Origin of the sequence: Streptomyces sp. NPDC090025 (genome assembly GCF_044748125.1) — a bacterium.
In the GTDB taxonomy this organism is placed as follows: domain Bacteria; phylum Actinomycetota; class Actinomycetes; order Streptomycetales; family Streptomycetaceae; genus Streptomyces.
In genome coordinates this window covers 302,794-323,558 of sequence record NZ_JBIVFL010000003.1, presented here as the reverse complement: position 1 = coordinate 323,558, position 20,765 = coordinate 302,794, and the positions used below count along the sequence as shown (strand labels likewise).

Sequence of the window (20,765 nt, the reverse complement as noted above, 5' to 3'; positions counted from 1 at the left end):
GACGCCCGACGCGACGCGCCCGCCCTCCGAACGGGTGGTTCGTCGGATCCCGAACTGACGTGACGCCCCGCCGGTGACCTGTGGTCTCCGGCGGGGCGTCACTTTGTGTGCCCGACGGCTTCGTTGGACCTGGAGTGATCACCGGCTACTGTCTGCCGCGCCAGTCCGTCGAGTCCGCCGAGCCGAGGAGCGCTGTCCGTGGCGTCCCACCGCCGACCCGCCAGGGTCACCGTCCTCACCGCCGCCGCGGCCACCGCGGCCACGGCACTCGGCGCCGTCCCCGCGCACGCCGACCCCGGCGGCACCGGACCGGAGGCGACCAGGGCCACCGTCGACCGGCTCTTCGAGGAGGCCGAGCGCGCCACCGAGGGCTACAACCAGGCCGACGAGAAGGCCGACGCGCTGCGCCGCACCGTCTCGCTGGCCCAGGACTCGCTGGCCCGCGCCCAGGAACGGATCAACCTGATGCGCGGCGCGCTCGGTTCGGTCGCGGGCGCCCAGTACCGCTCCGGCGGCATGGACCCGGCGCTCGCCCTGCTGCTCTCCTCGAACCCGGACAGCTATCTCGAACGGGCCTCCGTGCTCGACCGGGTCACCGCCCGGCAGGGTGCCGCACTCGGCGAACTCCGCCGCGAACTGCGCGCCCTGTCCCAGCAGCGCGCCGAGGCCGGCCGGGCCCTCGTCGAACTGGACCGCAGCCGCACCGAGGTGGCCCGCCACAAGCGCACCGTCGAGCACAAGCTCGCCGAGGCCCGCCGGGTGCTCGCCTCGCTCTCCGTCGACGAGCGCGAGGGCTTCGAGCGGGCCTCCCGGTCCGGCCGCGCCGCCTTCGACGAGGAACTCCCGCCGCTCGCCGACCTCGGCCCCTCGCGCGCCGCCGCCGCGGTGATGGCCGCCCGCAGCGTGATCGGCAGCCCTTATGTGTGGGGCGCGACCGGACCGTCCGCCTTCGACTGCTCGGGCCTGATGGTCTGGTCGTACCGCAAGGCCGGGATCGCGCTGCCGCGCACCTCGCAGGCCCAGCGCAACGCGGGCCGCCGGATCCCGCTCTCCCAGGCCCAGCCCGGCGATCTGGTCACCTACCGCGGCGACGCCAGCCATGTGGCGATCTACGCGGGCAACGGCCAGGTCATCCACGCCCCCTACCCGGGCGCCCGGGTCCGCTACGACCCGGTGAACATGATGTCGAACGTGACGGTGACCCGGGTCTGACCCCGCCCGCCGCCCCCGGAGCGCGCTTCCTTTGTACGATCGGGAGGATGGCAGGTCTGGGAAGTACGGCGGCGCGCGGCGCGAGTGGAATGCTGCTCGCCGCTCTGCTCGTGCTCACCGGCTGCACCGCCCCCGGCCCCTCGGGGCCCGCGCAGGGCCAGGTGCAGCAGCTCCTGGACAGTCACGCCCGGGCGCTGCTCGACCGTGACGAGGCCGGTTACCTGGCCTCGCTCGACCCGGCCCTGGTGCCCGCCGCCCGCACCGAGTTCGCCCGGCTCGGGAAGATCCCGCTCGGCGGCTGGAGCTACCGGGTCACCCGGGTCGACCCGGTCGGTACGGGCCGGGCCACCGCCACCGCCGAACTCGGCTACCGCATCGAGGGCTACGACTCAGGGCCCGCCACCAGCAGCCGGGTCCTCGACCTGGTCGAGCGGGACGGCCGCTGGTACGTCGCCGGGGACCGCCCGGCCGACGGCGGCCCCGAGCAGCTCTGGCAGCAGGGCGAGGTGACCACCGTCACCGGCCGCCGCAGCCTGGTCCTCGGCGTCGGCCAGAGCCGGGAACGGCTCACCGAGATCGCCGACGCCGCCGACCGGGCGGTACCCGCCGTCGACGCGGCCTGGCCCGAGCACTGGGCGGGCCGGGTCGTGGTGATCGTGCCCGCGTCGGTGGACGCCATGGGCGCGCTGCTCGGGGCGCCCGCCGCCTCGTACAAGGGCATCGCCGCCGTCACCACCGGCGAGGTGGGCGGCGGCCCGAACGCCCCGGCGGACCGGGTGATCGTGAACCCCGAGGCGTACGGGGTGCTCGGCGACTTCGGCCGCGGCTTCGTCCTCACCCACGAGACCACCCATGTCGCCACCCGCACCCGCACCACCGCGGCCACCCCGGTCTGGCTGTCCGAGGGCTTCGCCGACTGGGCCGCCTACCGCGGCACCGGCCGCACCGCGACCCAGGCCGCCCCGGAACTCGCCCGCGCGGTCCGGGCCGGTGACACCCCCGCCGCCCTCCCCGACGACAAGGCGTTCACCTTCGGCGGCGACGCGGACGCGATGGCCCGCGCCTACGAGAGCGGCTGGCTGGCCTGCGAGCTGATCGCCGACGAGTGGGGCGAGACCGAACTGACCGACTTCTACCGCGCGGTGGGCGCCCACCCGCAGCGCGACGGAGCGGTGGAGAAGGCGCTGAAGGACGTCCTGGACACCACGCCCGAGGAGTTCACGGCGCGGTGGCGGGCGTACCTGGGGGAGCGGCTCGGTTAACCGCTGCCTTCAGGGGCGGGCGTCCGGCGGGTGCGGGCTCAGGCCGGGGTGGCCGTGCTCGTGGTGGCGGCGCCGGCTCCGGCCGACACCGGGGCCGGGGTGCGGACCGCGTCCGGCTGAGCCGGGATCGGCAGCCGGGCCGCCGCCTCGGCGGCCAGCCGCGGCTCGGTGACCGTCTGCCGCCACAGGATGCGGCAGGCCGAGACGGTGGCCGCGATCAGCAGCCCGTTGCGCAGGAACAGCAGCGCGATGCCCAGCGGGTCGCTGTCACCGACGTGCGAGAACCACACCGGGAACTCGAACTGGGTCACCGCCGTCGCCCACAGCACCAGATGCGCGGGCTTGCGCATCCCGGTCGCCCGGTAGACCAGACACACCGCCGCCAGGCCCACCAGCCAGATCATGTACTGCGGGCTGATCACCCGGCTCGTCGTGGTGAACAGCAGCAGCGCCACGAACGCCGCGTCGGCCGTGGTCGCCGAGGTACGGCGGCGGCACCGCCACCACCACACGAGCAGCCAGCCGAACCCGGCCACCGACAGCAGCATCGACACCGTCGACACCGTCGCCACCCCCGGGCCGAGGAATTCGATCGCGCCGTAGTTCATCCGGGCCTCGCCCGGCCAGCCGAAGTGGATCGCGATGTGGAAGACCATCGCGCCCAGCGACTCGATCTCCGTGCCCCGGTCCCGCTGGAAGCCCAGGAACGCCAGCGAACCCGGCGCCGCGAGCGCGCACATCAGCAGCACCGCCGCCGCCGAACCCGCCGCCGCGGCCACCGAACGGAACGCCGCCCGGCCGCGCGCCGCACCCACCAGGAGCAGCACCGGCCACACCTTCAGGGTCGCGCCGAACCCGGCGAGCGCCCCCATCACCACGGGGCTGCGCACCGCCGCGAGCAGCGCCGCCACCGCCACCGCCGTCACCATCAGGTCGTACCGGGAGTACGCGGTCGGCCCGAGCAGCGGCACCCCGGCCAGCCACAGCCAGGCCCCCCGCATCGACCGGCCCGGCCGCCGCCCCGCGTACATCAGCAGCCCGAACACCAGCGCGTCACAGAGCAGCGCGATCACGAAGAAGGCGGCCGAGTAGCCGAGGAACGGCAGCGCGGCGGGCGCCAGGATGGCCAGCGCGGCGGCCGGCGGGTACTGCCAGGTGACGTCGTCCAGCGGGAACGTGCCGGTCTTCAGGACCTCGTACCAGCCCTGGTAGATCTCCTCGACGTCACTGGTGACATCGGGACCGGGGATCACCACGATCTTGAACACACAGAGCAGGATCAACACCCGGGTGAGACCCCACAGCAACAGCGGTCTGTTCAGTCCCTCCCGCAGTCCGGCGCGCCGGATGGTCGTGGCGGCCGTACCCACTGCGCCCGTCATACCTGTCCTGTTCCTGTCCTGTCGGTCCGCCGCGGCGGCGGATGGTGGTGCCGGGCCGGGGATGCGATCGCGGTACTGTCGGCCACGATGCACAAGACCCTGATCGTAACCAACGACTTTCCGCCACGTCCGGGCGGAATCCAGGCTTTCCTGCACAACATGGCGCTGCGCCTGGATCCCGACCAGCTGGTGGTCTACGCCTCCACCTGGAAGCGCAGCCGCGAGGGGATCGAGGCGACGGCCGCGTTCGACGCGGAACAGCCTTTCACGGTCGTGCGCGACCGCACCACCATGCTGCTGCCGACGCCCCGGGTCACCGCGCGCGCGACGGCGCTGCTGCGGGAGCACGGCTGCCAATCCGTCTGGTTCGGCGCGGCGGCCCCGCTCGGCCTGATGGGCCCCGCGCTGCGCCGCGCCGGGGCGCGCCGCCTGGTCGCCACCACCCACGGCCACGAGGCGGGCTGGGCCCAGCTGCCCGCCGCCCGGCAGCTGCTGCGGCGGATCGGCGAGGGCACGGACACCCTCACCTACCTCGGCGAGTACACCCGCTCGCGGATCGCGTCCGCGCTCACCCCGGCCGCGGCGGCCCGGATGACCCAGCTGCCGCCGGGCGTCGACGAGAAGACCTTCCACCCCGACTCGGGCGGCGCCGAGATCCGCGCCCGGCTCGGTCTGAGCGACCGGCCGGTCGTGGTGTGCGTCTCCCGGCTCGTGCCGCGCAAGGGCCAGGACACCCTGATCCTCGCCCTGCCGGAGATCCTGCGCCGGGTGCCGGACGCGGTCCTGCTGATCGTCGGCGGCGGCCCGTACGAGCAGGAGCTGCGCAAGCTCGCCGACCGCACCGGGGTGGCCGGTTCGGTGCGTTTCACCGGTGCCGTGCCCTGGTCGGAGCTGCCCGCGCACTACGGGGCGGGCGACGTCTTCGCGATGCCGTGCCGCACCCGGCGCGGCGGCCTGGACGTCGAGGGCCTCGGCATCGTCTACCTGGAGGCGTCCGCCACCGGCCTGCCGGTCGTCGCGGGCGACTCCGGCGGCGCCCCGGACGCCGTCCTGGACGGCGAGACCGGCTGGGTCGTCCCCGGCGGAAGCCCCGAGGCCGCCGCCGACCGGATCGCGACCCTGCTGCTCGACCCGGAGCTGCGGGCCCGGATGGGGGAGCGGGGCCGCCGCTGGGTCGAGGAGCGGTGGCGCTGGGACCTGCTCGCGGAGCGGCTGAAGGAACTGCTCTAGGACACGGCCTAACCGGGCAGGTAGTCCGTCAGGGCGCAGCCGTCCACCAGCAGTTCCTCGTTCCGGTAGCCGTCCGGGACCTTGAAGTCCTTGTCGCAGGCGAACAGCAGCACGTCCGCCTCGAGGAGCGCCTTCGCCGTGCGCGGGTCCGCGGCCGCCAGTGCGAAGTCCTGGCCCAGGAACACCTGGACGCCCTTGCCGCGGGCCGCCGCCGCCTTGTTCGCGCGCTGGAACTTGGCCATGTCCGCTATGGACAGCAGGGTCACCGTGTCCCTGGCGTCGTCGCCGCAGACCGCCCGCTCGCGCACCGCCCAGGCCGGGTCCCGGGTCTCCTCGGCGAGCCGGCCGCCCGCCGTGCCGGTGCGCAGATCGCTGCAGGTGGTGTGGGCGGCGACGATCTTCTCGATCGCCGCGATGTCCCCGGCCGCCGGGAGCCCGGCCTTCTCGCCCCAGCTGTCACCGCCGCAGCCGGTGAGGGCGACGAGGGACAGCAGGGCCGCGCCCAGGACCGCGGGGCCGCGTCGGTTGAGCCGCATGGCTTCCTTCCGTCGTTTCAGGTTCAGGTTCAGGATCGGGATCGGACCCGGTTCGGGAGTCGGACCCGGTTCGGGATCGGACCCGGATCAGGGTGAGGCGTGCGAACGCCCCCGGCGGGCCCGGTTCACGGGTCCGCCAGGGGCGTGTGTTCCGGCCGACGGGGTCAGGCGCGGTAGATGGCCTCGATCTCGTCGGCGAAGTCCTTCGCCACCACGTTGCGCTTCAGCTTCAGCGACGGGGTGATGTGCCCCGCCTCCTCGGTGAACTGCGCGGACAGGATACGGAACTTCCGCACCGACTCCGCCTTCGAGACCGCCGCGTTGCCGTCGTCGATCGCCCGCTGGATCTCCGCGAGCAGCTCCGGGTCGTCCCGAAGCATCACCGCCGTCGCCCCGGCGGGCTTGCCGTGCTCGCTCGCCCAGCGGCCCAGGAACTCCTCGTCGAGGGTGACGAGGGCGCCCACGAACGGCCGCCCGTCGCCGACCACCATGCACTCGGCGATCAGCGCGTGCGCCCGGATCCGGTCCTCGATGACGGCCGGGGCGACGTTCTTGCCGCCCGCCGTGACCAGGATCTCCTTCTTCCGGCCGGTGATCGCGAGGTAGCCGTCCTCGTCGAGGGTGCCGATGTCGCCGGTGTGGAACCAGCCGTCCGCCAGCGCCTCGGCCGTCGCCGCCTCGTTGTTCCAGTAGCCGGAGAAGATGTGCTCGCCGTGCAGCAGCACCTCGCCGTCGTCGGCGATCCGCACCACCGAACCGGGCAGCGGCTGGCCGACCGTGCCGATCTTCGGCCGGTCCCACGGGTTGAACGCGGTCGCGGCGCACGACTCGGTGAGGCCGTAGCCCTCCAGGACGGTGAAGCCGATGCCCCGGAAGAAGTGCCCGAGCCGCTCGCCCAGCGGCGCGCCGCCGGAGATCGCGTACTCGCCGCGCCCGCCGAGCACCGCCCGCAGCTTGCTGTAGACCAGCTTGTCGAAGATCTTGTGCTTCAGCCGCAGCCCGAAGGACGGGCCCTGCGGGCTGCTCAGCGCGCGGCTGTAGGCGATCGCGGTGTGCGCCGCCTTGTCGAAGATCTTGCCCTTGCCGTCGGCCTGCGCCTTGGCCCTGGCCGAGTTGTAGACCTTCTCGAAGACCCGCGGCACGCCGAGGATCAGCGTCGGCCGGAAGGACGCCAGCTCGTCGGTGAGGTTCTTGATGTCGGGCAGCAGCCCCAGCTTGATCGGCGCCATCACCGAGGCGACCTCGACCAGCCGGCCGAAGACGTGCGCGGCGGGCAGGAACAGCAGGACCGAGCACTCGCCGGTGCGGAACAGCGGCTTCAGCCGCTCCACCACGTTGCCGCACTCCGCGAAGAAGGCGCGGTGGGTCAGCACACAGCCCTTGGGGCGGCCGGTGGTGCCCGAGGTGTAGACGATGGTCGCCGGGTCGTCCGCGTTCGCGCTGGACATCCGCTGGTCGAGCAGCTCGTCGGAGACGTCCGCGCCGTCCGCGGTCAGCCGCGCGACCGCGTCGCCGTCGATCTGCAGGACCGTCCGCAGGCCGGGCAGCTGCCCCCGCACCGACTCGACCGACGCTTCGTGGGCGGCCGTCTCGACCAGCGCCAGGGAGACGCCCGCGTCACCGAGGATCCACTGGATCTGCTCCGGCGAGCTGGTCTCGTACACCGGCACGGTGACCGCGCCCGCGCTCCAGATCGCGAAGTCGAGGAGCACCCACTCGTAGCGGGTGCGGGACAGCAGCGCGACCCGGTCGCCCGGCTCGACCCCGGCGGCGATCAGGCCCTTCGCGGCCCCGCGCACCTCGGCCAGGAACTCCTTGGCGGTGACGTCGGCCCAGCCGCCGGGGACCTTGCGGCCCATCACGGCGACGTCTGGATGCTGGGAGGCGTTGCGGCGGATGAGATCCGTCAGGTTGCCGTCCGCGGGGACCTCGTACAGGGCCGGAAGGCTGAACTCGCGCAAGACTGCTGCTCCTCATCGGGCGCCGGCGCCACGGCTCTGTGTGAACGCACCGGTGCGGTCCATGATCGGGCAGGTGCTCAGAGGTGGGGGCTGAGCACGACTGGACTGCCCGGACGTTACCCATCAGTACGCGGTTCCCGATAGGGGGTCCTGGTCAGATGTTCCGTGCGTCACACACGCGTGGCCGTCCTGGTCGCACAGTAATCCACCGGTTTCCCGACTCGGAAGTAACCGCAGGTCGGGGACCGCGAGTGTCCGCGCGTCTACGCTGACCGCCATGAGGATCCATGTGGTGAGCGACGTGCACGGAAACGCCCGAGACCTCGCCCGGGCGGGGGACGGCGCCGACGCCCTGATATGCCTCGGGGACCTGGTCCTCTTCCTCGACTACGCCGACCACAACCGGGGCATCTTCCCCGACCTGTTCGGCGCCGAGAACGCCGACCGGCTCGTCGAGCTGCGCACCGCCCGCCGCTTCGACGAGGCCCGCGAGCTCGGCCGCCGCCTCTGGGGCGAGCTCGGCATCGACCGGGCCACCGCCATCGAGTCCGCCGTGCGCCGCCAGTACGCCGAACTGTTCGGCGCCTTCCCCACCCCCACGTACGCCACCTACGGCAACGTCGACATCCCCGGCCTCTGGCCCGAGTACGCACGCCCCGGCACCACCGTCCTCGACGGCGAGCGGATCGAGCTCGGCGGCCTCGTCTTCGGCTTCGTCGGCGGCGGCCTGCGCACCCCCATGCGCACCCCGTACGAGATCTCCGACGAGGAGTACGCGGCCAAGGTCGAGGCCCTCGGCGAGGTCGACGTGCTCTGCTCGCACATCCCGCCGGACGTCCCCGAGCTCACCTACGACACCGTCGCCCGCCGCTTCGAACGCGGCAGCCGCGCCCTGCTCGACGCCCTCCACCGCACCCGCCCCCGCTACCACCTCTTCGGCCACGTCCACCAGCCGCTCGCCCGCCGGATGCGGATCGGCGCCACCGAGTGCGTGAACGTCGGCCACTTCGCCTCGACCGGACGGCCGTGGCGCCTGGAGTGGTGACGGGCCGGTGACGGCGGCGCGATAGCCTTCAAGAGCCTTGCCTTCGGGCAGACACGCAGATACGGATCGCGTCCAAACGAGGAGCCACCGCGATGGCGGAACACACCAGCTCGAGCATCACCATCGAGGCGGCCCCGGCCGAGGTCATGAGCGTGATCGCCGACTTCGCCCGCTACCCCGAGTGGACGGGCGAGGTGAAGGAGGCCGAGGTCCTGGAGGCCGACCAGGCCGGGCGCGCCGAGAAGGTCCGGCTGGTGCTCGACGCGGGCGCCATCAAGGACGACCACACCCTCGCGTACACCTGGACCGGCGACAACGAGGTCAGCTGGACCCTGGTCAAGTCCCAGATGCTGCGCTCCCTCGACGGCTCCTACCGGCTCGCCGCCGCCCCCGGCGGCACGGGCACCGAGGTCACCTACCAGCTGACCGTCGACGTCAAGATCCCGATGCTCGGCATGATCAAGCGCAAGGCCGAGAAGGTCATCATCGACCGCGCGCTCGCCGGTCTGAAGAAGCGGGTCGAGTCCGACAAGTAGGCCGCGCAGGCCGACGAGCAGGCCGACGAGGAGGCCCGCGGGCATCCGGGCGGGCAAGGCCGTCGGACCGGACCGCCGACGGCCGGGCACCGGCACGCCGGTACCGTCGCCGTATGCGGATCATTCTTGTCACCGGGACCGGCGGCGCCGGACGGACCACCGTGACCGTCGGCACCGCGCTCGCCGAGGCCAGGGCGGGCCGCCGGGTGCTGCTCGTGTCGGCGGACGCCGAGGCGCTCGCCCCGGCCGGCACCTTCGCCCCGGCGACCGGACCGGGCGCCGGGGACGGCCGCCCGCACCTCCTCGTGCCCGACCCCGCCGCCGACTTCCGGCGCGAGTTCCTCGCCCTCCAGGCCCGCTCGGCGACCGTCCTCGACCTGCTCGGCGCCGCGCCCTTCGAGGACGCCGAACTGACCGAACTCCCCGGCAGCGGCCAGGTCGCCCTGCTCCGCGCGCTCCGCGCCGCCGCCGCGGGCGACTGGGACCTGGTCCTCGTCGAACTCCCGCCGGTCCGCGAAGCCCTCGCGCTGCTCGCCCTCCCCGCCCAGCTGCGCCGCTACCTGCGCCGCCTGCTGCCGCCCGAGCGGCAGGCCGCCCGCGCGCTGCGCCCGATGCTCGCCCAGCTCGCCGGGGTACCGGCGCCCGCCCAGTGGCTGTACGGCGCGACCGAGCGCTGGGAGACGGAGCTGGCCGCCGTCCAGGCGGTCGTCGAATCCCCCGGCACCTCCGTACGGCTCGTCGTCGAGCCGGGACCCGGCGCCCCCGACGCCCTGCGCACCGCCCGCCTCGGCCTCGCGCTGCACGGCCTCGCCCTCGACGGCGTCGTCGCCAACCGGGTGCTGCCCGCCGACTCGCCCGACCCGTGGTTCGCCGCCCTCGCCGCCGAACGCCACCGGAACCTCGCCGGCCTCCGCGCCGACCACCCCGCCCTGCGCGAACTGCCCCACCTCGGCCGCGACCCGCGCGGCCCCGAGGACCTGGTGCTGCTCGCCGTACCGGAACCGGCCGCACCCGCCGCCGCACCCGCCTGGCACGTCGAGGACCGGCTCGCCGACGACGGCCTGCTCGTCTGGCACGTGCCGCTGCCCGGCGCCGTCAAGGACGGCCTCTCGCTGGTCCGCCGCGGCGACGAACTGCTGCTCGCCGCCGGACCCTTCCGCCGGGCGGTGCCGCTGCCGCCGGCGCTCCGCCGCTGCACGGTGACCGGCGCGGGCCTGGTCGACGACGAACTGCGCATCCGCTTCGCCCCGGACCCCGGACTGTGGCCGACGGGCACCCCCTGAGCCGTCGGCCGGACGTGTACCGTCGACGGTAGGAGCGACGAGGAGTACGCCATGAGCGATGGGGACGCCTGGGCCGACGCCTGCGCGGAGGACCTGAAGGCGGAGCGGGACCGGCGGCGGGCCCGGCACGGCGGCCAGGAGCCCGGCTCGGCCGCCGAGGAGTTCCGCAAGCTCTTCGAGGCCGTGGCCGACAAGCTGGGCGGCACCCTCGGCGGCTCCGTCGCGGGCGCCCAGGCGGCGGCCACCGTGCACCAGGTCGTCAACCAGGCGAAGGCGATCGTCGAGCCCGTCATCGAGCGCAACCCCGAGGTCTTCGACCACCTCGCCGCCGCCGGGAACGAACTCCTCGCCGCCTACCGCTCCGCCGTCCAGGGCCAGGAGGCCCGCTGGACCCGCGGCGACACCCGCCGCGCGACCGGCCAGTCCGCCGAGGACATGGCGGGCCGGGACGACGGGGCGGCCCGTGAGCCGGGGCAGCCGGGGAAGCCGGAGGAGCCGGGCGAGGACGAAGGTCCCGGACCCGGCCAGACCATCGACCTGGACTGAGCGGGAAACCGGTCCGGAAGCCGTACGGAACCGGCCCGGGACCGGCCCGGAACCGGTCCGGGAGCCGTCCCCGGCCGATCAAGAACAGTGCCCTCCTCGGGTACGGTGGGCCGTAGCGGGGCTCGACCGAAAACTGAGGGACACATGGGACTCACCATCGGCGTCGACATCGGCGGCACGAAGATCGCGGCCGGTGTGGTGGACGAGGACGGCACGATCCTCGACACGCACACCGTGCCCACGCCGCCGACGCCCCAGGGCATCGTCGACGCGATCTGCGCGGCGGTCTCCGAGGCCGGCAAGGGGTACCAGATCGAGGCCGTCGGCATCGGCGCCGCCGGTTACGTCGACGACAAGCGCGCCACCGTCCTCTTCGCGCCCAACATCGACTGGCGGCACGAGCCGCTGAAGGACAAGGTCGAGCAGCGCGTCGGCCTCCCCGTCGTCGTCGAGAACGACGCCAACGCGGCCGCCTGGGGCGAGTACCGGTTCGGCGCCGGGCAGGGTCACGAGGACGTCATCTGCATCACCCTCGGCACCGGCCTCGGCGGCGGCATCATCATCGGCAACAAGCTGCGCCGCGGCCGCTTCGGCGTGGCCGCCGAGTTCGGACACATCCGGGTCGTCCCGGACGGTCTGCTGTGCGGCTGCGGCAGCCAGGGCTGCTGGGAGCAGTACGCGTCGGGCCGGGCGCTCGTCCGGTACGCGCGCCAGCGCGCCGCGGCCACCCCGGAGAACGCCACCGTGCTGCTGAGCCTCGGCGACGGCACCCCCGAGGGCGTCCAGGGCAAGCACGTCAGCCAGGCCGCGCGGGCCGGTGACCCGGTGGCCGTCGACTCGTTCCGCGAGCTGGCCCGCTGGGCCGGTGCCGGACTCGCCGACCTGGCGTCGCTGTTCGACCCGTCGGCGTTCATCGTCGGCGGTGGCGTCTCCGACGAGGGCGAGCTGGTCCTCGACCCGATCCGCAAGTCGTTCCGGCGCTGGCTGATCGGCGGCCAGTGGCGGCCGCACGCCCAGGTCCTCGCGGCGCAGCTCGGCAACAAGGCGGGCCTGGTCGGCGCGGCGGACCTCGCCCGGCAGGGCTGAGCGCCCGGCAGGGCCGAGCCGCCACCAAGGCTGATCCTCCGTCAGGGCTGAACCTCCGCCCCGGCGTACCGGTGCCCGTCGTGCCCTCCGGGGCGCGGCGGGCACCGCGCCTATCGTGGGGCGCATGGCGACCACCAGTGAGCTGCCCCACTCCGCTACCGAGCCGGACGGTTCGGCCGTGGTCCGGGTCCTCTCCTACAACGTGCGGTCGATGCGCGACGACGAGGACGCCCTGGCCCGGGTGATCAGGGCGTGCGCGCCCGACGTGGTGTGCGTGCAGGAAGCACCGCGCTTCTTCCGCTGGCGCAAGCACGCGGCGCGGCTCGCCGCGAAGAGCGAACTGGTGATGCTGTCGGGCGGCGCGACCGCCGCGGGGCCGCTGCTGCTCTGCTCGCTGCGGGCCACCGTGGAACGCACCGAGGACGTGCTGCTCCCGCTCACCCCCGGGCGGCACCGGCGCGGCCTCGCGACCGCCGTGGTCCGCCTCGGCGGCGCCAGGCTCGGCCTGATCAGCTGCCATCTGAGCCTGGCCACCGAGGAGCGCACCGCCCAGGCGGGCCTGGTCCTGGACCGGGTGGCCGCGCTGGGCACCCCGTACACCCTGGTCGCGGGCGACCTCAACGAACGCCCCGGCGGCCCCGCCTGGACCCGTCTCACCAAGGACCTCACCGACGGCTGGGAGGCCGCCCCCTGGGGCACCGAACACACCTTCCCGGCCACCGCCCCCGACCGCCGCATCGACGCGATCCTGACCACCCCGGGCATCGAGGTCCTCTCCTGCGGAGTCCCCCCGGACCTCGACCGCAGGGACCTGGAAACGGCGACGGACCACCTGCCTGTGTTGGCGGTGGTCCGTGTGCCCGCGATCAGATAGTCGCGGCTACACCACCGCGCCCCGGCCCGGGTCGTCGAAGCCGTCGTCGTCCTCGTCGTCGTGCTTCATGCGGGCGAACAGGGTGGCGAAGCCGCCCAGGAAGCCGCCCACGCACAGGGTGGTGAGCCACCAGGTCATGTCCCACTGGAGCAGCACCGCGAGCAGCAGCAGGATCGGGCCGCCGACCACGCCGAGCCAGGCGAACTTGGTGGTGGCGTCGGCCTCCGGGAGCGGTGGGGGCTCCGGGGGGACGAAGTGGCCCTCGTCGTCGCCGGACCTGCCGGAGCCGGTGGTGGCCGTGGGCTCGTCGGGGTCCGCGAGGGAGTAGTCGCGGGGGCCGGAGACGCCGACGCCCGGGGCGAAGACGATCGACGAACCGAGCGGCACGGGCCCGGCGGGGGCGTCCGGACCGCTCCCCGGCTCCGTACCCTCCGCCTCGTCCGCCGCCTCCGCGCGCTCCGGCTTGCGGAACTTGTCGGGCTTCTCGGTGCCGGGCCCGGGCCCGGGCCCCGTCACCGGCCGCACCGCCGTGCCGCCGCCCGCGGACTCCTCCGGCTCCGGCAGTGCCAGATCCTCCACCGGGCGCCGGAACGGGCGCGCGCCCGGGGGATCAGCGGGCTCCTCGCCGTACCCCGCGACGATCGCGGCCCACGCCGCCTCCTCGTCGATGGGCTGCGGCTCGCGCTCCCCGTCCTGCTGCTCAGCCACCGCTCGCGCTTCCCTTCTCGCCGACCAGGTCCGGAGCGAGCCGGGACACGAACGCCCAGCTCTCCTCGAAAATGCGCTCCGCGTCATGGTCCAACGTCGCCACGTGGTAGCTCTGTTCCAGCAGGATCTCCTTGACGTCCGTGGACGACACCCGGCTCAGGATCCGCGCCGAGTCGACCGGCGGCACCACATGGTCCTCGGGGCTGTGCAGCAGCACCATCGGCTGGGTGACCTGCGGCAGCTCCCCGTCGACCAGCTGGAAGAAGCGCCGCAGCGAGTGCGCCGCGTGCAGCGGCACCCGGTCGTAGCCGACCTCCGCCACGCCCTCCTTGGCGATGTCGCTGGCGATGCCCTTGGTGCTGGGCACCAGGTGCCGCACGACCGGCAGCGCGTACGCCGCGAGGCCGTGCACCTTGTTGCCCGGGTTGACCACCACGATGCCGCTGACCGCGTCACCGTGCCGGGCCGCGAGCCGCAGGGTCAGGGCGCCGCCCATCGACAGGCCCATCACGAAGACCTTGGCGCACCGCGCGGTCAGCTCGCGCAGCTCGCGGTCGACCTCCGCGTACCAGTCCTGCCAGCTGGTGAGCTGCATGTCCTGCCAGCGGGTGCCGTGGCCCGGCAGCAGCGGCAGCGAGACCGTCAGCCCGCGCCCGGCCAGATACTCGGCCCAGGGACGCAGCGACTGCGGGGAACCGGTGAATCCGTGACAGAGGAGCACGCCGACCTCTCCGCCCTCATGGCGGTACGGCTCGGCTCCAGGAAGGACCGGCACGGGGTCTCCTGTTCGGGTTCGACTCCGGGTGCGCCGCGCGGCGGCCGGAGCGGCTTCGGGAAGGGGAAGGCTTTCACCGTACGCGACCGGACCGACACCGACCAGGGCCGTTCGCACGATGGCGCGGGCGAGCGGCACGGCAGGCGGCTCCGGCCGGGTCGGTACGGGATAAAGTCGTCGTGACGGCACCACGGAAGGCATGGCGAGTTGATCTACGGCGCAATGAAGTTCTCCCTCGGCGGGTCCCTGAAGCTCGCCTTCAGGCCCTGGGTGGAGGGCTTGGAGAACGTTCCCGCCGAGGGGCCGGCCATCCTCGCGAGCAACCACCTGTCGTTCTCCGACTCCTTCTTCCTGCCGGCCGTCCTCGACCGCAAGGTCACCTTCATCGCGAAGGCCGAGTACTTCACCACTCCCGGCGTCAAGGGCAGGATGACGGCCGCGTTCTTCAAGGGCGTCGGACAGCTCCCGGTCGACCGCTCCGGCGCCCGCGGCGCGGGCGAGGCGGCGATCAGGGCGGGCATCGAGGTCATCGAGGGCGGCGGCCTGTTCGGCATCTACCCCGAGGGCACCCGGTCGCCCGACGGGCGGCTCTACCGGGGCAAGCCCGGCGGCCTCGCGCGCGTGGCGCTCGCCACCGGCGCGCCGGTGATCCCGGTCGCGATGATCGACACCGAGAAGATCCAGCCGCCCGGCAAGGTGCTGCCCAAGCTGATGCGTCCGGGCATCCGGATCGGCAAGCCGCTCGACTTCAGCCGCTACCAGGGCATGGAGGGCGACCGCTTCATCCTGCGCTCGGTGACCGACGAGGTCATGTACGAGATCATGAAGCTGTCCGGGCAGGAGTACGTGGACATCTACGCGACCGCCGCCAAGCGGCAGCTCGCGGACGCCGAGAAGGCCGCCAAGGAGGCCGTCAAGGCCGAGATCGCGGCGCGGGAAGAGTCCGGCGCCTGACCCTTCGTGGGGAGCGGGCGCCCCGGGGGTGGGGACGATGGCCAGGCGTGAGCGTGTCGTGCGCATGTCGGTGGAGCAGCCGCTGTGGCGTGCCCTGACCGCCTACCGCGTGATCACCATGGTGTACGCGCTGCTGCTCGCCGCCTTCGGCCGGGAGCGCTGGGACCGGCCGTGGATCGCCGTCACGTTCCTCGCGGTGCTCGCCGTGTGGACCCTCGCCACCCTCCCCAAGGTCGCGAACGCCGCCAGCTGCACCAAGCGCTTCCTGGTCGCCGACCTCACCGTGGCGCTCACCGGCATCCTGCTCACCCCGCTCGCCGACCCGCAGGCGCAGACCGTCGACAGCCCCACCCTGCCGTCCATATGGACGGCGGGCGCCGTCCTCGCCTTCGCCATCAAGGGCGGCTGGCGCTGGGCCGGGGTGGCGTCCTCGCTGGTCGCCGTCGCCAACATCATCGAGCGCGGCGACCCCAGCCGGGACACCCTGCACAACGTGCTGTTGGTGTGGGTGGCGTCGATCGCCATCGGGTACGTGGTCGAGGTCGCCCGGGCCTCCGAGCGCACCCTCGCCCGGGCCCTGGAGATCGAGGCCGCCACCCGGGAGCGGGAGCGGCTGGCCCGGGACATCCACGACAGCGTGCTCCAGGTCCTCGCCATGGTGCAGCGGCGCGGCACCGCGCTCGGCGGCGAGGCGGCCGAGCTCGGCCGGATGGCGGGCGAGCAGGAGGTCGCGCTTCGCACCCTGGTGGCCGGCGGTCTCACCCGGCCCTCGCACGTCTCCGAGGACGAGTCGGAGGGCGCGGTGGTGCGGGTGGTGGAGGTGCCCGACGAGGAGACGGCGGACGCCCCGGTCGACCTGCGGGCGCTGCTCGCGCCGCGCGCCGGATCGCTGGTCACCCTCGCCGACCCGGGCGCGCCGGTGGTCCTGCCGGGCCAGGCGGCCCGTGAGCTGGCCGCCGCCGTGGGCGCCGCCCTGGACAACGTCCGGGTGCACGCGGGCGCGGGCGCGCGGGCGTGGATCCTGGTGGAGGACTGGGGCGACGAGGTGATCGTCACCGTACGGGACGACGGCCCCGGCATCCCCGAGGGCAGGCTCGCGCAGGCCGAGGGGGAGGGCCGGATGGGCGTCGCGCTGTCCATCCGGGGCAGACTGCGGGATCTCGGCGGCAGCGCCGAGCTGGTCTCGGTGCCGGGACAGGGCACCGAAGTGGAACTGAAGGTCCCGCGCGCGCCGCGGGAACGGCGGGGGAAGGCGGCAACGACATGAGCGAACGGCAGACGGCGGGGGAGCGGACCATGGACCGGACGACGGCGGACCGGGCGGCCGCGGGACAGGACCGGGCGATCCGGGTGATGGTGGTCGACGACCACCCGATGTGGCGGGACGCGGTCGCCCGCGACCTGGCCGAGGCGGGCGGCCTCGACGTGGTCGCCACCGCCGGGGACGGCGAGCAGGCGGTACGGCGGGCCGCCGCGGCCGCCCCCGACGTGCTGGTCCTGGACCTCAACCTGCCGCTGAAGCCGGGCGTCCAGGTCTGCAAGGAGCTGGTCGGCGCCGACCCGGGCCTGCGGGTCCTGGTGCTGTCGGCGAGCGGCGAGCACGCCGACGTCCTGGAGGCGGTGAAGTCCGGCGCCACCGGCTATCTGCTGAAGTCGGCCAGCACCGAGGAGCTGATCGACGCGGTGCGCAGGACCGCCGTCGGCGACCCCGTCTTCACCCCTGGCCTGGCCGGTCTGGTGCTCGGCGAGTACCGCAGGCTGGCCGCCGAGCCCGCCCCGGCGTCCGGCACCGACGAGCCGAAGGCCCCGCAGCTCACCGACCGGGAGACCGAGGTGCTGCGGCTCGTCGCCAAGGGCCTCAGCTACAAGCAGATCGCCGAACGGCTGGTGATCTCGCACCGCACGGTCCAGAACCACGTCCAGAACACCCTCGGCAAGCTCCAGCTGCACAACCGGGTCGAGCTGGTCCGCTACGCCATCGAGCGGGGGCTCGACGACGCCTGAGCCCGACGACCCGACGACTCCGGGTGCGCTGCGCGGGCACTGAGCGGGCCCGTCCGGCGACGGGCCCGTATATTCGCCCCGTAGGCAGCGAAATGCGACATAGCGGCGCGAACTCGGAGGACCCCGTGGAGATCCTGGCATTCGGCGTGCAGGCGGACGAGAAGCCGCTCATCGAGAAGGCGTTCGCGGGCCACCACGAGGTGCGCTGCCTGGACGTCTTCCTCACCGAGGACACCGCCCCGATCGCCGCCGGCTACGAGATCGTCTCCACCAGCGTCAACGCCAACCTGAACCACCGGGTGCTGCAGACCCTCGCGGCCGGCGGCACCCAGCTGATCGCCCAGCGCTCCACCGGCTTCAACAACATCGACCTCGACGTCGCTGAGCGCCTCGGCCTGACCGTCGCAAGGGTCTCGTACTACTCGCCGTACTCGGTCGCCGAGTTCGCCTGGACCCTCGCCATGGCGGTGAACCGGCGGATCGTCCGCGCCTCCAACCGGACCCGCGACTTCGACTTCCGGCTCGACGGGCTGATGGGCCGTGACATGCGGGGCCGTACCGCGGGCGTGCTCGGCACCGGCAAGATCGGCGAGGCGTTCGCCCGGATCGCGAACGGCTTCGGGATGCGGCTGCTCGGCTGGGACGTCGCCGAGAACCCGGCCTGCCTCGACCTCGGCATGACCTATGTCGACAAGGAGCGGCTGTTCGCCGAGTCCGACGTGATCAGCCTGCACGTGCCGCTGCTCCCGGCCACCCAGCACATCATCGACTCGGCCGCCCTCGCCGTGATGAAGGACGACGTGATCCTCGTCAACTCCAGCCGCGGCGGCCTCGTCGACACCGACGCGCTGGTCCGCGAGCTGCGCGCCGGGCGGTTCGCCGGGGTGGGGCTCGACGTGTACGAGGCGGAGGCCGGGCTCTTCTTCCTCGACAAGTCCCTTGAGGTCGTCGAGGACGACACCCTGGCCCGGCTCGTGACCTTCCCCAACGTGGTCGTCACCTCCCACCAGGCGTACTACACGGTCGACGCCGTCGGCCAGATCATCGACACCACGGTCCAGAACGTCCTCAACTTCACCGCCAAGCGGCGCGACGAGAACGTCCTGGTCCCGCGGTCCTGAGCCGCCGTCAGGCGCCGGGCGGCCCGGCCCCCGTCCGGCCGTTCAGACCAGCACGCCCGCCAGCAGCGCCGCCGTCACCGCCGCCCCGTCCAGGGTCAGCACCGACTCCGGGTGGAACTGCACGGCGGCGAACCCGGGCCCGCGCAGCGCGTGCACCTCGTCGTTGGCCGGGTCCCGGCTCACCTCGATCCGGTGCAGCGCCAGTTCGGTCGCCGTCCGGTCGTCGCAGCGCGCCGTGAAGCTGTTGTAGAAGCCGACCGTGCGCTCCTGCCCGAACAGGTCGATCCGCACCTGCGCGCCCTGGAACGGGACGCGCTTGCGGACGATCTCCAGGCCCAGTTCGGCCGCGATCAGCTCATGGCCGAGGCACACCCCGAGCAGTCCGTGCCGGTGCTCGCGCAGCAGCTCGGTGGTGAGCCCGCGCAGGAAGCGCATCTTCGGGTCGGCCGCGTCCCGCGGGTCGCCGGGGCCCGGCCCGAGCACCACCGGGCCCTCGTGCGCGAGCGCCAGCTCCCGCAGCCCCGGCTCGTCGTAGCGCAGCACCGACACGTCGAGGCCCGAGGAGCGCAGCAGGTGCGCCAGCATCGCGGTGAAGGTGTCCTCGGCGTCGATCACCAGGGCATGCCCGGTCAGTTCGGCCGACCGCACCTGCATCTTCAGCCAGAACGGCGCGAGCCCGGCCCGCCGGGAGTCGAGCGCCGCCCGCACTCGCGAGTCGTCCGCGAGCCGCGGCACCGCCGGGCCGCTCTCCGCCGCCGGGCGCCCCTCCCGTACACCGAGCGCGGTGAGCACCCCGGCCGCCTTGGCGTGGGTCTCGGCGACCTCGCCCGCCGGATCGGAGTGCCGCACCAGGGTCGCGCCGACCGGCACCTTGAGCCGTCCCTCGGGGGAGATGTCGGCGGTCCTGATCAGGATGGGGGAGTCCAGGGTCTGCGCGCCGTTCGCGTCGACGCCGAGCAGCGCGAGCGCGCCCGCGTAGTAGCCGCGGCCCGCTCCGTCGGGACCGGCCGGCTCGTACCGCTCGATCACCCGGCAGGCGTTCTGCAGCGGCGAGCCGGTGACCGTCGCCGCGAACATCGTCTCGCGCAGCACCTCGCGCACGTCCAGCGAGGACCTGCCGCGCAGCTCGTACTCCGTGTGGGCGAGGTGCGCCATCTCCTTCAGCCGCGGCCCGACCACCACCCCGCCCTGGTCGCCGACCGTGCACATCATCTTCAGTTCCTCGTCGACGACCATCGACAGCTCCTCGGTCTCCTTGCGGTCGGCGAGGAAGGCGAGCAGGTCGTCGGCGGTCGGCGTGCCGCCCGCCGGATAGCGGTAGGTGCCGCTGATCGGGTTCATCACGACGGTGCCGCCGGACATCCGGACGTGCACCTCGGGGCTGGCGCCGACCAGGGTGCGGTCGCCGGTGTGCACCACGTACGTCCAGTACGCGCCCCGCTCGCCCGCAAGGAGTCGCCGGAACAGGGCGAGCGCGTCGGCCCGGCCGAAGCCGGGGATGTCACCCCGGTAGGTGCGCCGGATCACGAAGTTGGCGCCCTCGCCGCTGCCGATCTCCTCGTCGATCACCCGCCGCACGATCCGCCCGTACTCCTCGTCGGAGACGTCGAAGCCGCCGCCCTCGACCTTCACGGCGTGCGCCGGGAGCCGGTCGAGCGCGTCGGCGAGCGGCAGTTCATGGGTCTCGTCGGCGACGAGCACGGCGAGCGGGGTGCCGTCGTCGCGGACGTCGAAGCCGCGCTCGCGGATCTGCCGGAACGGCACCAGGGCGAGCGTCGGCCGTTCACCGACCGGCAGTTCGGCGAGCCGCCCGGCCTCGTGCACCGGGCCGATCAGCACCTCGACGGTGTCATGGTCGCGGCCCGGGGTGCGGCGGCGCAGCAGCGCGAACGGCGGGCAGTCGTCGTCGAGCAGCCGGGCGAGGTCGAACGGCCGGGCGGCGGGGGCGGCGGGGGTGTGCTGGGTGTCGCGGGCGTTCATGACGGGCGGGTTCCTTCCGGGGAGTGCGGAGAGGAACGGCCTCGGGGTACGAGAAAGGCCGCCCCTCGGGCGGCCTTCGCGTGGTTTCTGTGTACGCGCAGTCAGTGGGCCGCCGGATGAGCGGTCCACCACCAGTTCTGGTTCAGCTGGGTCGAATGCGCGAACATGCGGGCACTCTAACGCCTCCCGGCCCGTTCGTCGCCCCGTTCCACTCCGTGGACCGGGGCGACGAACGGCGGAGCCGCCGATCGACACCCGATGGAGCTACGA

At 73.6% G+C, this 20,765-nt stretch carries 20 protein-coding genes; 13 read left to right on the top strand and 7 right to left on the bottom strand.

Annotation, left to right across the window (positions count from 1 at the left end; genetic code table 11):
* Nucleotides 1–198: 198 nt before the first annotated feature.
* Both ACIPXM_RS10820 and ACIPXM_RS10815 read left to right on the top strand, forming a co-directional pair.
* Nucleotides 199–1,212: an NlpC/P60 family protein gene (locus ACIPXM_RS10820; RefSeq protein ID WP_401654261.1), complete on the top strand. Its 1,014-nt coding sequence runs from the start codon at nucleotides 199–201 to the stop codon at nucleotides 1,210–1,212.
* 47 nt (nucleotides 1,213–1,259) lie between these two features.
* Nucleotides 1,260–2,474, top strand: coding sequence for a hypothetical protein (locus ACIPXM_RS10815; RefSeq protein ID WP_401654259.1), 1,215 nt, complete (start codon nucleotides 1,260–1,262; stop codon nucleotides 2,472–2,474).
* Between the two features lie 38 nt (nucleotides 2,475–2,512).
* Here the strand turns inward: ACIPXM_RS10815 and ACIPXM_RS10810 are convergent, their stop codons facing one another.
* Nucleotides 2,513–3,856, bottom strand: coding sequence for a glycosyltransferase 87 family protein (locus tag ACIPXM_RS10810; protein ID WP_401654257.1), 1,344 nt, complete (start codon nucleotides 3,854–3,856; stop codon nucleotides 2,513–2,515).
* A gap of 87 nt (nucleotides 3,857–3,943) precedes the next feature.
* Here ACIPXM_RS10810 and ACIPXM_RS10805 point away from each other — a divergent pair, with 87 nt between their 5' ends.
* Nucleotides 3,944–5,086 (top strand): glycosyltransferase family 4 protein, encoded by a 1,143-nt coding sequence (locus ACIPXM_RS10805; protein WP_401654255.1) that lies wholly within the window; start codon nucleotides 3,944–3,946, stop codon nucleotides 5,084–5,086.
* 8 nt (nucleotides 5,087–5,094) lie between these two features.
* On the opposite strand, the gene ACIPXM_RS10800 is transcribed toward ACIPXM_RS10805, so the two are convergent.
* Nucleotides 5,095–5,622 (bottom strand): hypothetical protein, encoded by a 528-nt coding sequence (locus ACIPXM_RS10800; RefSeq protein WP_401654253.1) that lies wholly within the window; start codon nucleotides 5,620–5,622, stop codon nucleotides 5,095–5,097.
* Nucleotides 5,623–5,786: 164 nt separating this feature from the next.
* On the bottom strand, nucleotides 5,787–7,583 hold the full coding sequence (locus ACIPXM_RS10795; RefSeq protein ID WP_401654251.1) for an AMP-dependent synthetase/ligase: 1,797 nt from the start codon (nucleotides 7,581–7,583) through the stop codon (nucleotides 5,787–5,789).
* A 277-nt stretch (nucleotides 7,584–7,860) separates the two neighbouring features.
* Between ACIPXM_RS10795 and ACIPXM_RS10790 the strand changes: the two genes are divergently transcribed.
* The 6 genes from ACIPXM_RS10790 to ACIPXM_RS10765 all read left to right on the top strand — a co-directional run bounded on the left by ACIPXM_RS10790 (nucleotide 7,861) and on the right by ACIPXM_RS10765 (nucleotide 12,953).
* Nucleotides 7,861–8,628, top strand: coding sequence for a metallophosphoesterase (locus ACIPXM_RS10790; protein ID WP_401654249.1), 768 nt, complete (start codon nucleotides 7,861–7,863; stop codon nucleotides 8,626–8,628).
* 92 nt (nucleotides 8,629–8,720) lie between these two features.
* Nucleotides 8,721–9,164: an SRPBCC family protein gene (locus ACIPXM_RS10785; protein WP_401654246.1), complete on the top strand. Its 444-nt coding sequence runs from the start codon at nucleotides 8,721–8,723 to the stop codon at nucleotides 9,162–9,164.
* 113 nt (nucleotides 9,165–9,277) lie between these two features.
* A complete protein-coding gene (locus ACIPXM_RS10780; protein WP_401654244.1) occupies nucleotides 9,278–10,447 on the top strand; it encodes an ArsA-related P-loop ATPase in 1,170 nt (389 codons plus the stop codon).
* 51 nt (nucleotides 10,448–10,498) lie between these two features.
* Nucleotides 10,499–10,993 (top strand): DUF5304 domain-containing protein, encoded by a 495-nt coding sequence (locus ACIPXM_RS10775; protein ID WP_401654242.1) that lies wholly within the window; start codon nucleotides 10,499–10,501, stop codon nucleotides 10,991–10,993.
* Between the two features lie 144 nt (nucleotides 10,994–11,137).
* Nucleotides 11,138–12,079, top strand: a complete 942-nt coding sequence (locus ACIPXM_RS10770) for an ROK family glucokinase (protein ID WP_401654240.1) — start codon at nucleotides 11,138–11,140, stop codon at nucleotides 12,077–12,079.
* A gap of 124 nt (nucleotides 12,080–12,203) precedes the next feature.
* A complete protein-coding gene (locus tag ACIPXM_RS10765; protein ID WP_401654238.1) occupies nucleotides 12,204–12,953 on the top strand; it encodes an endonuclease/exonuclease/phosphatase family protein in 750 nt (249 codons plus the stop codon).
* A 6-nt stretch (nucleotides 12,954–12,959) separates the two neighbouring features.
* On the opposite strand, the gene ACIPXM_RS10760 is transcribed toward ACIPXM_RS10765, so the two are convergent.
* Together ACIPXM_RS10760 and ACIPXM_RS10755 are read right to left on the bottom strand one after the other, a co-directional pair.
* The gene (locus ACIPXM_RS10760) at nucleotides 12,960–13,661 is read right to left on the bottom strand and encodes a hypothetical protein (RefSeq protein ID WP_401654235.1); all 702 of its coding nucleotides are present in this window, start codon (nucleotides 13,659–13,661) and stop codon (nucleotides 12,960–12,962) included.
* Nucleotides 13,654–14,436 (bottom strand): alpha/beta hydrolase, encoded by a 783-nt coding sequence (locus ACIPXM_RS10755; protein WP_401654234.1) that lies wholly within the window; start codon nucleotides 14,434–14,436, stop codon nucleotides 13,654–13,656. The genes ACIPXM_RS10760 and ACIPXM_RS10755 overlap by 8 nt, the downstream gene beginning before the upstream one ends.
* Before the next feature lie 207 nt (nucleotides 14,437–14,643).
* Between ACIPXM_RS10755 and ACIPXM_RS10750 the strand changes: the two genes are divergently transcribed.
* The 4 genes from ACIPXM_RS10750 (at nucleotide 14,644) to ACIPXM_RS10735 (ending at nucleotide 18,515) form a co-directional block, all read left to right on the top strand.
* The gene (locus ACIPXM_RS10750; RefSeq protein WP_401654232.1) at nucleotides 14,644–15,390 is read left to right on the top strand and encodes a lysophospholipid acyltransferase family protein; all 747 of its coding nucleotides are present in this window, start codon (nucleotides 14,644–14,646) and stop codon (nucleotides 15,388–15,390) included.
* A gap of 37 nt (nucleotides 15,391–15,427) precedes the next feature.
* Nucleotides 15,428–16,657, top strand: coding sequence for a MacS family sensor histidine kinase (gene macS / locus ACIPXM_RS10745; protein WP_401654230.1), 1,230 nt, complete (start codon nucleotides 15,428–15,430; stop codon nucleotides 16,655–16,657).
* Nucleotides 16,658–16,686: 29 nt separating this feature from the next.
* The gene (locus ACIPXM_RS10740) at nucleotides 16,687–17,394 is read left to right on the top strand and encodes a response regulator (protein ID WP_401654794.1); all 708 of its coding nucleotides are present in this window, start codon (nucleotides 16,687–16,689) and stop codon (nucleotides 17,392–17,394) included.
* Between the two features lie 125 nt (nucleotides 17,395–17,519).
* Nucleotides 17,520–18,515 (top strand): 2-hydroxyacid dehydrogenase, encoded by a 996-nt coding sequence (locus ACIPXM_RS10735; protein WP_401654228.1) that lies wholly within the window; start codon nucleotides 17,520–17,522, stop codon nucleotides 18,513–18,515.
* A 42-nt stretch (nucleotides 18,516–18,557) separates the two neighbouring features.
* Here the strand turns inward: ACIPXM_RS10735 and ACIPXM_RS10730 are convergent, their stop codons facing one another.
* Nucleotides 18,558–20,495 (bottom strand): anthranilate synthase family protein, encoded by a 1,938-nt coding sequence (locus ACIPXM_RS10730; protein ID WP_401654226.1) that lies wholly within the window; start codon nucleotides 20,493–20,495, stop codon nucleotides 18,558–18,560.
* A gap of 101 nt (nucleotides 20,496–20,596) precedes the next feature.
* Nucleotides 20,597–20,662 carry a trp operon leader peptide gene (locus ACIPXM_RS10725; protein ID WP_401654793.1) on the bottom strand — a complete coding sequence of 22 codons (66 nt, stop codon included), beginning with the start codon at nucleotides 20,660–20,662 and terminating at the stop codon, nucleotides 20,597–20,599.
* Nucleotides 20,663–20,765 lie beyond the last annotated feature (103 nt).